The 11,947-nt window shown below is 66.1% G+C and carries 11 protein-coding genes and 1 tRNA gene; 6 read left to right on the top strand and 6 right to left on the bottom strand.

Going from position 1 to position 11,947, the window contains the following annotated elements; translation table 11 throughout:
* Positions 1–28 precede the first annotated feature (28 nt).
* Entirely contained in the window at positions 29–988 is a 960-nt protein-coding gene (locus Pph01_RS26565; RefSeq protein ID WP_204075895.1) for a quinone oxidoreductase family protein, read from the top strand.
* A gap of 158 nt (positions 989–1,146) precedes the next feature.
* Here the strand turns inward: Pph01_RS26565 and Pph01_RS26560 are convergent, their stop codons facing one another.
* From Pph01_RS26560 to Pph01_RS26535, 6 genes are all read right to left on the bottom strand, one after another.
* Positions 1,147–1,908 carry an SHOCT domain-containing protein gene (locus tag Pph01_RS26560; RefSeq protein WP_204075894.1) on the bottom strand — a complete coding sequence of 254 codons (762 nt, stop codon included), beginning with the start codon at positions 1,906–1,908 and terminating at the stop codon, positions 1,147–1,149.
* Between the two features lie 67 nt (positions 1,909–1,975).
* Positions 1,976–3,028 carry a PucR family transcriptional regulator gene (locus Pph01_RS26555; RefSeq protein WP_239117032.1) on the bottom strand — a complete coding sequence of 351 codons (1,053 nt, stop codon included), beginning with the start codon at positions 3,026–3,028 and terminating at the stop codon, positions 1,976–1,978.
* On the bottom strand, positions 3,028–3,828 hold the full coding sequence (locus Pph01_RS26550; RefSeq protein WP_204075893.1) for an ABC transporter permease subunit: 801 nt from the start codon (positions 3,826–3,828) through the stop codon (positions 3,028–3,030). Before Pph01_RS26550 ends, Pph01_RS26555 begins: the two co-directional genes overlap by 1 nt.
* Complete coding sequence (locus Pph01_RS26545; RefSeq protein WP_204075892.1) at positions 3,809–4,714, bottom strand: ABC transporter ATP-binding protein; 906 nt, start codon at positions 4,712–4,714, stop codon at positions 3,809–3,811. Before Pph01_RS26545 ends, Pph01_RS26550 begins: the two co-directional genes overlap by 20 nt.
* Positions 4,715–4,823: 109 nt before the next feature.
* Complete coding sequence (locus Pph01_RS26540) at positions 4,824–5,795, bottom strand: cobalamin biosynthesis protein (protein WP_204075891.1); 972 nt, start codon at positions 5,793–5,795, stop codon at positions 4,824–4,826.
* Positions 5,796–5,856: 61 nt separating this feature from the next.
* Positions 5,857–6,678 carry a phosphotransferase gene (locus Pph01_RS26535; protein WP_204075890.1) on the bottom strand — a complete coding sequence of 274 codons (822 nt, stop codon included), beginning with the start codon at positions 6,676–6,678 and terminating at the stop codon, positions 5,857–5,859.
* A 137-nt stretch (positions 6,679–6,815) separates the two neighbouring features.
* On the opposite strand from Pph01_RS26535, the gene Pph01_RS26530 reads away from it, so the two are divergent.
* The 5 genes from Pph01_RS26530 to Pph01_RS26510 all read left to right on the top strand — a co-directional run bounded on the left by Pph01_RS26530 (position 6,816) and on the right by Pph01_RS26510 (position 11,942).
* Positions 6,816–7,787: a Gfo/Idh/MocA family protein gene (locus Pph01_RS26530; RefSeq protein WP_204075889.1), complete on the top strand. Its 972-nt coding sequence runs from the start codon at positions 6,816–6,818 to the stop codon at positions 7,785–7,787.
* Positions 7,788–7,846: 59 nt separating this feature from the next.
* Positions 7,847–7,920: transfer RNA gene (locus tag Pph01_RS26525), tRNA-Arg, on the top strand.
* A gap of 241 nt (positions 7,921–8,161) precedes the next feature.
* Positions 8,162–9,562, top strand: coding sequence for a 3'-5' exonuclease (locus Pph01_RS26520; protein ID WP_204075888.1), 1,401 nt, complete (start codon positions 8,162–8,164; stop codon positions 9,560–9,562).
* Positions 9,559–10,224 carry a DarT ssDNA thymidine ADP-ribosyltransferase family protein gene (locus Pph01_RS26515; RefSeq protein WP_204075887.1) on the top strand — a complete coding sequence of 222 codons (666 nt, stop codon included), beginning with the start codon at positions 9,559–9,561 and terminating at the stop codon, positions 10,222–10,224. The genes Pph01_RS26520 and Pph01_RS26515 overlap by 4 nt, the downstream gene beginning before the upstream one ends.
* Positions 10,158–11,942 carry an ADP-ribosylglycohydrolase family protein gene (locus tag Pph01_RS26510; protein ID WP_505866657.1) on the top strand — a complete coding sequence of 595 codons (1,785 nt, stop codon included), beginning with the start codon at positions 10,158–10,160 and terminating at the stop codon, positions 11,940–11,942. The genes Pph01_RS26515 and Pph01_RS26510 overlap by 67 nt, the downstream gene beginning before the upstream one ends.
* The last annotated feature ends 5 nt before the right edge of the window (positions 11,943–11,947 follow it).

Here is an 11,947-nt window from a genome sequence, read left to right as displayed (position 1 = left end):
AGGTGAAGCCTGAAGACAGGAGTCGCACATGCGTGCCGTCGTCGTTCCCTCCCACGGCGATTCGTCGGCCCTGCGAGTGACCGAGGTCCCCGATCCGGTGCCCGGGCCCGGAGAGGTCCTCGTCGACGTGGCCGCGAGCGGGGTCAACTTCATCGACGTCTACCACCGCGAGGGCCGCTATCCCCTGCCGCCCCCGCGCGTGGTCGGCTCCGAGGGCGCGGGCACGGTGTCGGCCGTCGGCGAGGGCGTGACCGACATCGTGGTCGGCGACCGGGTGGGATGGGTCAACATCCTCGGCTCCTACGCCGAGAAGGCCGTGATCCCGGCGGCGAGGGCGATCGTGCTGCCCGAGGGGCTGTCGCCCGAGGTGGCGGCGGCCGTGCTCCTCCAAGGGCTCACCGCCCACTACCTCACGCACTCGACGCATGAGATCCAGCCGGGCGACGACGTCCTCGTCCACGCGGCGGCGGGCGGGATGGGCCTGCTGCTGACGCAGGTGGCCAAGCTGCGCGGCGCCCGGGTCGTCGGCACCGTCTCCACCGCGGAGAAGGAGAAGCTCGCGCGGGAGGCCGGCGCCGACGAGGTGTTCGGCTACGACGGCTTCGCCGAGCGCGTCAAGGCGCTCACCGGCTCAGGCGTCCACGTCGTCTACGACGGCGTCGGCGCCGCCACCTTCGAGGGCTCGCTCGCGTCGCTGCGGCCGCGCGGCCTGCTCGCCCTGTACGGCGCGGCCAGCGGGCCCGTCCCGCCGTTCGACCTCCAGCGGCTGAACCAGGCGGGCGGGCTGTTCGTCACCCGGCCCTCCCTGGGCTGGTACACCTCGACCCGCGAGGAGTTGCTCTCCCGGGCCGACGAGTTGCTGGGCTGGGTCGCGTCGGGCGCGCTCAAGGTCCACATCTTCCAGCGGTACGCGCTGGAGGACGCCCGGCGGGCCCATGACGACCTGGAGGCCCGCCGTACGACCGGCAAGGTGCTGCTGATCCCCTAGTCGGCGCCCGCCCGGCCGAATCTCCTCGGCCGTCTCCTGAGGACGGCGGCGTCACGTCGCAGCGTGGAAGATCAGCACGCCCAGATAGACGCCGCCGGCGATCGCGACCACATGAAGGACGATCGACAGCACGCGGACCGCGGTGGGGCTCATGGGCGTCATCCGTTCAGTAGGCGCTGCTTGGCGGCGGAGTACTCGGCGTCGTCGAGCCGCCCTTCCTGATGCAGGGCGGCCAGCCGTTCGAGCTCGTCGACGAGGCCCGGTCGCGGGCCTGAGCTCTGGCCTGAGCTCTGGCCTGAGCTCTGGCCTGAGCTCTGGCCTGAGCTCTGGCCTGAGCGGGGACCGGGCTCGGCGGGGACCGGGGCGGACGGCCCGCGACCGCGGCGGTCCCGATCACCTGGGAGCTCCACGGTGGTGGTCCAGCGCACCTCACCGGGCCGCGTGACGAACCCCTGCCGCGCGGGCTCCGGTGGGGCGACGCCCCAGAAGACCCGCCGTGCCGCGTCACGGTTCGCCAGGAACAGCAGCGGGATGCCGCCCATGAGGATGAACAGCACGGCGCAGACCATGAAGCCCCAGTCGACGCCGTCGGGGTCGAGGCCCGCGTCCAGGAAGGCCCAGCCGAGACTCATGAACAACGCGGGCCATGCCAGCACGACCAGCTTCGGGCCCACGGGCAGGAGGCTGGCGGCGTAGAGGCCGGTCGCGACCAGCCCGCCGAGAACCGAGACGGGCACGATCCAGGCGATGCCCTCCGGGCAGGGCGTCTCGACGACGTACGGCCCGCCCACCCCGCAGCTGCCGCCGAGGGTCATCACCGCGCTGGCGCCGAGGTAGAGCAGGGTGAGCGCGCAGCTCAGCGCGCCGAGCCCGACGAACAGCCCGATGGACCGCCGTACGAGCCGAAGGGGGGTGATCATGGCTCGAATATAGATCGGAAACGGCCTGCCGCCAGGGGTTGCGAGCACATCGGTACGCGGCGACGGTCTACGGCAACGGCTGCTCCGGCCACTCCAGGAGGCGGGCTCCGAGCACCGCCGTCTCCAGCGTGAACCGCTGGGTGGGGTCGGTCGGCGAGAATCCGGTCAGCCTGCGGATCCGCTCCAGGCGGTAGGTGATGGTCCGCGTGCTGATGCCCAGCCTGCGGGCCGCCGCGGTGTGGTTCCCCTGGGACGCGAAGACCGCCTCCAGGGTCTCCAGCAGGGCCTCGGGCCCGCCGCGGGCCTGGGTGAGGGGTGCGAGCACGGTGTCGACGAGGTCGACGATCGCGGTCCTGTCACGGAGCAGGACGGGGAACACGAGCAGGTCCGCCGCCTTCAGCACCTGCGGGCGGAGGCCGAGCCGCTCGCCGAGCTCGATGGCGCCGGCGGCCTCCTGGTAGGAGGTGACGATCCCGCCGGGACCCGAGTGCGGCCTGCCGACACCCGCCCGCCAGGTCGTCAGCGCCGCCCGGACATGATGGACGAATTCGCCTCCCGCCGCGCCGAGCGAGCCCGGGGAGACGCACACGAGCAGGCCGTCCCGCACGGCCACCAGGATGTTGTGCGACCCGAACCTGGCGATCAGGGCCTGCTCGATCCTCCGGATCAGCGGGTCCCCTCCCGTCAGGGGCCTGTCGGCCTTGACGACGGTCGCCATGTAGGCCTCGGCGAGGCGCAGCCCGAAGTGCTCGGCCCGCCGGGCGTCGGCCCGGCCCTGGAGCAGATCGGCGACGAACTCGCGGCGGCCGTCCTCCTCCTTCCTGATGGCCGTGAGCTGAGCCTCCTCATAACCCTCGGCGAAGGCCGCCATGCTCCGCCGTACGGCGGAGAACGCTCCCCCTTCCGTGAGCTCGGCGGCGTGCAGGCAGGCGTCGGCGAGCGCGCGCAGGGGGATGCCGCGCTCGGCCGCGAGCGCTCCGCAGGCCCGCAGGTCGTCCACTTCGGCCCGGCCGGGTAACCGGCCCGTCGCGACCGTGGCGGCGAGCACCGAAAGGTACCCGCCGAGAAGGTCGGCGGGCACCCCGGTCGCCTCGCTCACCCGAGCGAGAACGTCGTCCATCAGACCCCTACGTCACGCCGCTCGAAGGCCAGCACGGCCGTCATCGCCAGCACGGCGGTCGCCCCCAGGATCACGAGGTAGTCCCCCACCGGCCAGCCCTGGAAGACCGGCCGGCCGTCCAGGTAGTAGTGGAACGGCGAGACCCAGCGCAGCCACGAGATCGCGTCGACGCTCTTGCCGAGCGTCTCGATCACGTAGCCCGCGACGGCGTAGCCGCCGCCCACCGCGAGCGCGAAGGCCCTCTTGCCCGTCGCGGCGCCGAGCGTCAGCGCCAGCGTGCCGAAGAAGAAGGCGATCAGGAACAGCCCGGCGTGCGCGGCGACGATGTTGCCCGCCGGCACCTTGAGGTCGCCCACCGCCGCCAGCGCCAGAACCAGGATCAGCGTCACCAGCGCGACGGCCAGCAGGCTGAGCGCGAAGGCCGCCCAGCGATCCAGAACGAGGCGCCTGCGGTCGATCGGCAGCGTCATCGTGAGCTCCAGCGTCCCCTGCTCCTCGGGGACGGCGATCGCCCGGGTCCCGAGGGTCATCGCACACATGATCAGGAGCAGCGGAACGAGGAGCTGATAGACGACCGTCTGGAGGTAGCCGCTGCCCGACGCGATGTCGGCGAGCCCGCCCATGAGGTCCTTCAGCGGGCCGGGGTACTTCGACAGGGCGGCCTGCTGGTAGAACTCCGGATTGCTCCGGATGCTCGGATAGATCGACAGGTAGAGCGACAGGAAGGCGGAGATGCCGATCAGCCACCCGATGACGCTGCGGCGGTATTCACCGAGGGTCTTACGCACCAGCGTGGGCACGGGGGGCCTCCTCGCTGTAGTAGGTGAGGAAGATCTCTTCGAGGTCGGGCTCCGAGCTGACCATGTGGACCACGGTGAACTTCGCCGCGGCCTTGATGAGGGCGTCGGGCCGGCCGTCGATCGTGCAGCGGAGGCTCGCGCCCTCCACCGTGACGTCGCGCACTCCGAGCAGGTCCTCGAACGCCTCCTTGGGCACGGGCGCGTCGAAGTGGAACTCGACGTGCCGCACGGCCCGCTCCCGCAGGGCCGCGACGTCCTCGACCGCCACCAGGCGGCCGGCTCTGACGATGCCGACGCGGTCGGCGACGTTCTCGACCTCGGCCAGCACGTGGGACGACATCAGCACGGTGCGGCCGGCCGTACGGACCTCACGGACCATGGCCAGGAACTCATGCTGGACCAACGGGTCGAGGCCGCTCGTCGGCTCGTCGAGGATGAGCAGCTCCGGCTCGTGCATGAACGCCTGGATGAGGCCGACCTTCTGCCTGTTGCCCTTGGAGAGCTGGCCCATCCTGATCGACAGGTCGGCGTCCAGCCGCTCGGCGAGCTCGTCGATCCGCCCCCGGCTCACCCCGCCCCGGACGTCGGCCATGAAGGTCAGGAAGTCATGGGCCCGCTCCCGCCCTTCGAGCGCCAGCTCGCCGGGCGGGTATCCGATCCGCCCGCGCACCGCGGTGTCACGGGTGTCGGCCCCGAACACGGTCGCCCGGCCGGAGGTCGGCCGGATCACGTCGAGGAGCAACCGGATCGTCGTCGTCTTCCCGGCGCCGTTGGGCCCGAGATATCCGAAGACCTCACCGGGCTGGATCTGGAGGGTGAGGTCCTCCAGACCCTTGCGTCTGCCGTAGAACTTGGTCAGCCCTTCGGTCTCCACCACTGCTGTCATGCTCGACATGTTCCTGCGGCGACCCGCCCTGCGGTATGCCGGAGACAGGACATCTTCCGCCCCCGTTCCCTTCCCACATCCGGCAACCCTCGGTTCCCCTGGGCCGTGATCATGCACGGCGGCGCGTACGGCAAAGCAGCCTCGCACCCACCGCCAAGGCCACCGCCGAGAGCGACACCGCCCGGGCCAGCCGTACGGACCTGCGGACGTCCGCGACCGCGGGGCGAGGGCCGTCGCCCAGCTCGGGGCGGTGCTCCACGCGTCCGCCGTAGTTGTTGGCGCCGCCGAGCCGTACGCCGAGAGCCCCGGCGAAGGCGGCCTCGCACCGCCCGGCGTTGGGGCTGGGGTGGCGGTGGCCGTCGCGCCGCAGCACGGCGAGCGCGCGACGCGGGGACCCGCCGACGACCGGAGCGAGGGCTGTCGTGAGCAGGCCGGTCAGCCGCGCGGGCACGAAGTTGGCGACGTCGTCCAGCCGCGCGGAGGCCCAGCCGAACCGGTTGTAGCGCGGCGACCGGTGGCCGACCATGGCGTCCAGCGTGTTGATCGCGCGATAGGCGACCAGGCCGGGCACGCCCGCGACCGCTCCCCACACGAGCGGCGCCACGACGGCGTCGGAGGTGTTCTCGGCGATCGACTCGACGGTCGCCCTGGCCAGCTCCTCGGCGTCGAGACCCGCGGGGTCGCGGCCGCACAGGTGCGGCAGCCGCTCACGGGCGGCGCGGAGATCGCCCGACTCAAGGGAGCCGGCCATGTGCGCACCCTCTGCGGCGAGAGTCGTCCCTCCGAGGACGGCCCAGGTCGCCGCGGCCGTGACGGCCGTACGCGCGAGCGGATGCGAACGGGTCAGCCGGTCGGCGAGCAGCCCGAGGCCTCCGGCGGAGCCGACGCAGAGCACGGTGAACGCGGTTCCGGCAAGCCGCGAGTCTCGATATATGCGCTTTTCCAGGGCAGAGACACGGCTGCCGAACACCGCCACAGGGTGTCCTCGCCGCGGATCCCCCACGACCGCGTCGACCGCCGCGCCCAGAAGGATCCCCGCCGTCGTGCCGCTTCCCCTGATCACCTGGGCATTCTGGCGCATTCCCGGCCGTGTACGGCATGCGGGGAGGGGCTCGTACATGATCACGGCCCCGGGTGGGCGGTCAGATGAGGTGCTCGTGGAGGGCGTCCTCGTTGGCGTCGAGCCAGCGGGCGGCCCTTCTGATCCGCTGGCCGGCGCCCTCTTCCCACATGCGTGCCCAGCCCCCGCCACGCGTCTCGGCCATCTCGCGCATCGCCAGGTAGGACCGGCCGAACCGCGCTCTCGCCGTCTCCACCAGCCGCAGCCGGTCGCGCCGGGCCAGGCCGTACGCGTCGCAGAACAGCCGCAACCGAGCGCCGGCGTCGAGCTCGCGCTGGGCCGGATCGCGGTCGACCGGGTCGGCGAGCGGCGCCCAGTGCCGCAACGTCGTGACCACGTCGAACAGCCGGGTCGTCGGCCGCGCCATGTCGAAGTCGATCAGCGCGTACGGCACGAGCCGCGCCGGCCCACCGAGTGAGGGCTCCTCGCGGAAGACGACGTTCGCGGGGGTGACGTCGCAGTGCCCGACGAGTTCGGGATCGTCATCGAGAGCGGAGCCGTCCTCCCAGACCGCCCCAGCAGGAGGTTCGAAGGACGCCGCGGCATCGTGGAACCGCCGCAGAAGATCGGCGAGCGCGACGAGAGTGGCGTCGCTCACCGTGTAACCGGGCAGGGGTCGCGCGGGGACCTCACCCGGCACGTAGGAGAGGATCTCGGTCTGTCCTTCGACGCCGATCACCCGGGGCGCCCCGGAGAACCCGGCCGATTCGAGGTGCCGGAGCAGCGCGTGGACCGAGGGCGAGCAGGCTCTCATCGGGCGCTGAACACTGGCGCCCACCCGCAGGACTCCTCCGGTGACGTCACCGCCGAGGAGGACCGCCGAGGGAGCCGAACGCACGACCATGGCGATTCACCCTAGCGGTGGCGATCTGGCCTCGCACGCATTTCGGTCACACCTTTTCGGCATGATCTGATGACCCAAGTCGGAAATGTCGATCAGCGGTCATAAGCCGGTAGCAATCCACACTTAAGATGATCCGCGTGCGAATCGGAACGCTCGGTGCCGCTCGGATCACTCCATCCGCCCTGATCAAGCCGGCGAGGCTCGTGCCGGGTGTCGAGGTCGCGGCGGTGGCCGCCAGAGACCGGGTGCGTGCGGGCGCGTTCGCCGCCAAACACGGCATCCCCGTCATCCACGAGTCCTACGAGGCGCTGATCGCCGATCCCACGATCGACGCGGTGTACAACCCGTTGCCCAACGCCCTGCACGCCGAATGGACCCTCCGGGCGCTTGAGGCCGGCAAGCACGTGTTGTGCGAGAAGCCGCTCGCGTCCAACGAGTCAGAGGCCAGGTCGGTGGCCGAGGCAACCGACAAGTCCGGACTTGTCGTGATGGAGGCCTTCCACTACCGGTATCACCCGCTGGCTGATCGGATGGTGTCGATCGTCGGGGAACTGGGCGAGATCCGGCAGATCGAGACGTGGATGTGCTTCCCGCTCCCCCGTTTCTCGGACATCCGATACTCGCTGCCGCTGGCCGGCGGGGCGCTCATGGACGCCGGCTGCTACGCCGTCCACCTGGCCCGTCTTCTCGGCGGAGGGGAGCCGAAGGTGCTGGCGGCCCGGGCCCTGCTCCGCTCGCCCGGGGTGGACCGGGCGATGTCGGCCTCACTCGAGTTCCCCTCGGGGGCCGCCGGCCGGATCAACACGTCGTTGTGGTCGTCGCAGCTGCTGAGGATCGCGGCCAGGGTCACGGGCTCGCGCGGCCAGATGCGGGTGTTCAACTTCATCGCGCCCCAGGCGCTCCACCGGTTGTCGTACACCGTGGACGGGGTCACCACGCGCGTGAAAGTGCCCGGCGAGGCGACGTACACCTACCAGCTCCGGGCGTTCCTGTCGGCCGTGCAGACCGGGGAGGGCAACCTCACGCCGCCGTCCGACTCGATCGCCAACATGGCCGTCATCGACGAGATCTACCGGAAGGCCGGCCTGACCCCGCGAGGCACGCTCTGAGGCCCCGGCCGAATACCAGTTGTCGGAGCACTCGTGGGATCATGCAGAATTAGGCACGGGCGCCCTTAGCTCAGCCGGATAGAGCACCGGACTTCTAATCCGACGGTCGCAGGTTCGAATCCTGCAGGGCGCGCTACCTCTCAACCGCGGAAACCCCCGCTGGCCTGCAGAGATGCAGTCGTGCGGGGGTTCCTTGTGTCCGGCTGTCCACGGCTGACGATCATCGTTTGCGGCCGTTCCTGCCCAATGCGTGCCCAACGGTCGACCTTGTCCCGCGAACCTCCCCTGGGATGCGGAGATAGACCTGAAACCTTCCGTACACGGGCGTATCGTCTTACGCCAGCAGAGCACTCACCCCCCACCCCGGAGGCACCATGCGTATCCTCCCGCCTGTCCAGCCCACAGCCGAGCAGCTAAAGATCCTCGCGGACAACAAGGCGGGTTTCACGCTTATCAAAGGAGCCGCAGGAAGCGGGAAGACGACGACAGCGCTACTCCGTCTGCGGCAGCTCTGCGAATCATGGCTCGCTCGACGGGAACGACTGGACCTCACGGCGCCTGTTCGTGTTCTCGTGTTGACGTACAACCGTACGCTTGAGGGATACATTACGGAGCTAGCGCGCCAGCAGATAGCCGGCCGTACTGGCTTGCAGCTAGAGGTAATGACCCTCAGCAAGTGGGCCATCGGCCTCATGGGCGGGACGGACGTACTTGATCGTAAGGATTCCGAAAAGCTGCTGCGGCCCTATCTTCGTAACGTCCGAGGCGATGAGAACTTTCTACTCGAAGAGATTGATTATCTCTTGGGCCGGTTCGAGCCGAATGACCTTGGCTCATATCTGACCGCTAGGCGAGATGGCCGAGGTATTACGCCTCGAATCGAGACGCCAACGAAGCGACAGCTACTTGACGAAGTAATAGCGCCATACACGCAAGACAAGCTCCGACTCGATGTCTTGGATTGGAATGATGTGGCAGTCGCCGCAAAAATGATCCAAGACGTCCCTCCATGGGATGTCGTCATCCTTGACGAGGCCCAAGACTTCTCAGCAAATCAAGTTCGCGCCGTTCTCGCACATCTATCTGATCCATTTTCGGTCACATTCGTCATGGATGCCGTTCAGCGAATTTATCCTAGATACTTCGCCTGGAAAGAAGTCGGCATTACTCGCTTTGAAAACATCTACACACTTAAGCGTAATTATCGGAACACTAAGCAGATTGCCGCGTTCGCTCGCCCTCTAGTCGAAGGGTTGCCGGCCGAGAACGACGGAGCCATTCCCGACTTCGACGCCTGCACGAAAGACGGCCCGCTTCCGCTCGTCGTATCCGGCAAATACAGTGATCAAATCGACTACATACTCAATAGACTTCTAGGTACCGTTGACTTCGGAAATGAGTCTGTGGCGTTCCTACAGACCCGCGGATACGGGTGGTTCGATGCCCTGCGCGCTCGACTTCGCTCCGGCGGACTTCCGTTTGCCGAGTTGACACGCGCCAGTCGTTGGCCGACCGGGGCAGAATCTATCGCGCTATGCACCATGCATTCGGCGAAAGGACTCGAATTCGACCACGTGGTGATGCCCGGACTCAATGCAGAAGTAACTCCACATGGAAATGACGAAGGAGATGTTCAACTCGATAACCTGCGGCGCCTGATCGCTATGGGAGTTGGCCGTGCTCGAAAATCAGTCATCATTGGTTATAAGCCGAGCGATCCATCAAGGGTTCTGGGCCTACTTAAGCCCGAGACATATGAGTTGGTGACACTATGACCGATCATGCTCACCCGCTAGATCTCTCGATCAGTGAATATGTTAGTGGACGCCAAATACAGGAAATCCTGCATTTCACCACAAATAAGGGACTTCTGGGCATATTCGCTACCGGTGCCGTGCTCTCACGAGACCGGCTTGCCAAGGAAGACTATATAGAGCACATCTATACGCCAAACTGTTCGGACCGACTGAAGGATGCTGCGTGGACCGACTACGTTAATCTTTCGATCAGCCGAGTCAACGGACGGATGCTGGGTGTCTCAAAGACCTGGCACGCGACGGAGGATGTCTGGTGGGCGATACTCTCATTCGATGCCTCACTTCTGGTCCATCCTGGAGTCCACTTTACGACCACGAATAATACATATTCAGCTTGCGTTCAGCGCGGCATAGGAGTCAATTCATTGGCGGCCCTGTTCGCAGACTCAGTTGAATGGGGCCGGTACGGCAGTCGATTCCATCGGAACAGCCGGATGCCTGCATCTTGGACAACGGATCCCCAGGCGGAGGTCCTGTATCCTCAACAAGTCCCAATCGGAACTCTCCGCGCCATTTATGTGCGCGAAGAAGAGCATATAGACACGATCCGCGGATGGTTTCCGCTCTTTCCGAAGATCTCCCCCGTGCCGGTCGAGTACAAGCCGGAGGTATTCCAATGACCCCCGCCACGTACGAATCGACGAGGGTTCGTCGTACGGTCAACTCCATGCTGTGGGCCGCATGGGCTGACGCTTTGGGATTTATAACCGAGCTCACTGACGACGTCGGGCTCCGACGCCGTTTGTCGGGAAAGCCTTTGGTTGAACCAGTCGAGTGGAAGCGTCGAGTCGGCGGGAGATTTGGCGTCGAGGTTGCCTTGCCGGCTGGATGCTATAGCGATGACACACAGTTGCGGCTTGCCACCTCGCGTTCCATTCAAAACCGGGGTTTCGACATCGAGGCATTTACACAGGTCGAAATGACCGTGTGGCCTTCGTATGCCTTGGGGGGCGGTCGTGCTTCCAAAGCGGCGGCGGTTAACTTGGCCCGTCCAGGTGTCCCATGGTTTGGAAATTTCTACGACGGATGGGAAAATTCCGGTGGCAACGGCGTTGCCATGCGGATCCAGCCTCATATTTGGGCTGCGCCACAGCCTGCAATATTGGGACCACACATCCTTGATGTCCTAATAAATGCCATAGCGACGCATGGGCACCCTCGGGCCTTGGTTGGTGCAGTCCTGCATGCCGTCGCACTAGGTGTGACCCTGCACGAAGGCCACGTGCCCGGACCCGAACGATGGCCAGAGTTGCTCCACATGTGTGAGCAGTCTGTCAAACTCGTGGACGATCATTCGCAACTCTCAACGGTGTGGCGTCCTCAATGGGAGAGAACTGTCGGCTCTTCCTTTTCCGAGGCATGGCATCAAACTATCCGCGAATGCCGTGTAGTACTGCCGGAACTCAGCCACGCAGTAGTTCAACTGAAGTCGAAGATTGATTTGCCACTGAAAGACCAAGCACAGCTATACGACACGATTACGGAGATCCTGAAACTTCGTGATCCATCACACCGTGGAAGTGGCATAACCACCGTGCTGGCTGCCATGGCAATCGCGGCCGCATTTCCCGATCCCGCCCGTGCTGCCCTCCTTTCCGCAAACGCTCTAGGTACGGACACAGATACCATCGCGACAATGGCAGGCGCTCTGATTGGGGCCACGGATGCCGTTGAAGCACCAGACCCTGAACATGTACTCGACAGCTCGTATCTAATCGCTGAAGCGAGAAAACTAGCGGAAATAGCGAGCGGAAAGACGACTAAGACGTTTAGCTATCCGGATCTGCTGCACTGGTCCCCTCCACGGACTCAACTAGATGCAGTAGGCACGGTAGAAGGCCGTCCGGCGCTGGCCGGACTTAGCTGGCTGGAACCACTTGAGGGCACCGACTCTCCGGAAAAGAAAGATGCAGTCTGGTCATGGGTGCACAGCGATTTTGGTGCATCATTCCTTGCCAAACATCGCCCGAGGCTGCGTGAACTGCCCACGGGAAATAGGCCAGTGCGGCGCGTTCGAAACCTCTCTGAGGCGCAATCCGAAATCGAACAACTGCCCCTAGCCTCAAGTGAAGAAACTCGCCCCACTGAAGTGAGTCGTTCCCCTAACCTAAAGCGCTCCACTATCGCCGCAGGGCGCGCCGATATTCGCGATGATAAGTTGCCCAGTGAATCAGTGGACGTTGACCAAATGCTGAAGTGGGTTGCGCATGAGAACTTCTCTGATAGAGCTGTAGGCTACGCCGTTAAACGTATAGCCGCGCTAGGAACGGTGGAACAGCTCACCGCTTTCACCAGCACGCTGCGCTATGCGCTGCGAAGCAGAAGGCACCGATCCTAAGGACG

It is taken from the genome of Planotetraspora phitsanulokensis (assembly GCF_016863295.1).
Taxonomy (GTDB): Bacteria; Actinomycetota; Actinomycetes; order Streptosporangiales; family Streptosporangiaceae; genus Planotetraspora; species Planotetraspora phitsanulokensis.
The sequence above is the reverse complement of the archived record's forward strand: the minus strand, read 5'-3'. Positions and strand labels throughout refer to the sequence as shown.

Excerpts from the sequence above, each read along its gene's own strand:
- Pph01_RS26565 (WP_204075895.1), top strand. The coding sequence starts at position 29 with ATGCGTGCCGTCGTCGTTCCCTCCCACGGCGATTCGTCGGCCCTGCGA.
- Pph01_RS26560 (WP_204075894.1), bottom strand. The coding sequence starts at position 1,908 with ATGATCACCCCCCTTCGGCTCGTACGGCGGTCCATCGGGCTGTTCGTC.
- Pph01_RS26555 (WP_239117032.1), bottom strand. The coding sequence starts at position 3,028 with ATGGACGACGTTCTCGCTCGGGTGAGCGAGGCGACCGGGGTGCCCGCC.
- Pph01_RS26545 (WP_204075892.1), bottom strand. The coding sequence starts at position 4,714 with ATGACAGCAGTGGTGGAGACCGAAGGGCTGACCAAGTTCTACGGCAGA.
- Pph01_RS26540 (WP_204075891.1), bottom strand. The coding sequence starts at position 5,795 with ATGCGCCAGAATGCCCAGGTGATCAGGGGAAGCGGCACGACGGCGGGG.
- Pph01_RS26535 (WP_204075890.1), bottom strand. The coding sequence starts at position 6,678 with ATGGTCGTGCGTTCGGCTCCCTCGGCGGTCCTCCTCGGCGGTGACGTC.
- Pph01_RS26520 (WP_204075888.1), top strand. The coding sequence starts at position 8,162 with ATGCGTATCCTCCCGCCTGTCCAGCCCACAGCCGAGCAGCTAAAGATC.
- Pph01_RS26515 (WP_204075887.1), top strand. The coding sequence starts at position 9,559 with ATGACCGATCATGCTCACCCGCTAGATCTCTCGATCAGTGAATATGTT.
- Pph01_RS26510 (WP_505866657.1), top strand. The coding sequence starts at position 10,158 with ATGGTTTCCGCTCTTTCCGAAGATCTCCCCCGTGCCGGTCGAGTACAA.